The following is a 1,235-nucleotide window of genomic DNA, read 5'->3' on the forward strand; positions in this document are numbered from 1 at the left end:
GACGCCCTGAGCAAGGCACCGGCAGAGGGACGCACCCTCGTCTAATTTGGCGATGGCCTGAGCCGCGCTCACCTTCTTTCCTCGGATGAGATTGCCCATCTGACCACCCAGTTGTACGACGCCCACATCTCGGTCAATGCCTACCTGGTCGGCGTACAGCGCGACGTGGGATTGATGGCATCCTTCGCCACGCACACCGGCGGCGATCTCGTCATCGATTCGCCCGAACTTGACGCAGCCGCCGTCGGCCATCAGTTGGCGAGTGCCGTCCATGCGACGGTCGTGTATCCCGCGGAAGCCCACTGGTCAGAAAATGTCGCGGAGGTGTATCCGCAGCGGTTGCCCCCGCTTCGGTCCGATCGTGAGACAGTCGTGGTGGGCACGCTCAAGGAGGCGGGAGCTGTCGAACTCACGGCGAAGTTACCGGGCGGCGAGCAGAAATGGGTCTTGCAGGGGACCACTCATCCGCAAAACGGTTATCTTGTGAAGCTCGTGGAAACCGCCCGGAATACCGCTGGCTGCGCGGTGCCCGTCCCCGGCAAAGATGCCCTTCTTCAGTTGGCCGAGACTGCCGAAATCGGCGTTTACAACCTGACGGAACTGGCTCGGCAGGCGCTGGAGCTGAACGACGTAGCGTCCGCTCAAAAGATGGCGGAAGCGGCGCTCGCTCAGGATCCTCAGAACCAGGCAGCGCGGAAGATTTTGACGCAGGTGAGACAGGTTTCCCAGCAGGTGGCCGCTCCGGCGGCGCCCGCGCCAGCGGCTCCTGGCGCGGCCCTGGCTCAACCGGCGGCTCCGCAGGCACCGGCGGCGGACTTGAATCTGGTTGGACCGGCCGCTGCGCCGGCTCCGGCTGAAATGCCGGGAGCGCTGGCCGAGCAGGTGGCCCGCGATCGCCGCATCCTGGCCGATGCCATCACCAAAGATGTCCAGGCGGCGATCAACCAGGCCCGGCAGATGATGGGCACGAACCCCGAAACAGCCCGCGATCAACTCAAGCTCAAACTGGATGAGGTGAGCCGCGTTCCAGACCTTGATCCCGAGGTGCGGGACCAGCTCCTCGATCAACTCCGCACAGCTATTCGGCAGGCAGATGTCCGCGTGGTGGAACTGAATGAGCAGCGTCGCCGGGCAGCGCAGCTTGAAGCACAGGCCACGGAACGCCGTCTTATTGCCGAGGGATTGCTTCTCAAGGAACAGAAACTCACGCAGCTCATGGAGCGATTCAACTCGCT

At 63.6% G+C, this 1,235-nt stretch carries 2 protein-coding genes; one reads left to right on the forward strand and one right to left on the reverse strand.

The genetic code is table 11. The annotated features are described in order from the left end of the window. Positions 1–195 (reverse strand): hypothetical protein (locus H5U08_RS19275; RefSeq protein WP_297036948.1); only part of this gene is annotated, 195 nt, incomplete at its 3' end. Between H5U08_RS19275 and H5U08_RS19280 the strand changes: the two genes are divergently transcribed. Further along, the coding region (locus H5U08_RS19280) for a hypothetical protein (RefSeq protein ID WP_297036950.1) at positions 175–1,235 on the forward strand (1,061 nt) is incomplete at its 3' end. The two genes, H5U08_RS19275 and H5U08_RS19280, sit on opposite strands and share 21 nt — an antisense overlap.

Source organism: Thermogutta sp. (assembly GCF_014359955.1).
In the GTDB taxonomy this organism is placed as follows: domain Bacteria; phylum Planctomycetota; class Planctomycetia; order Pirellulales; family Thermoguttaceae; genus Thermogutta.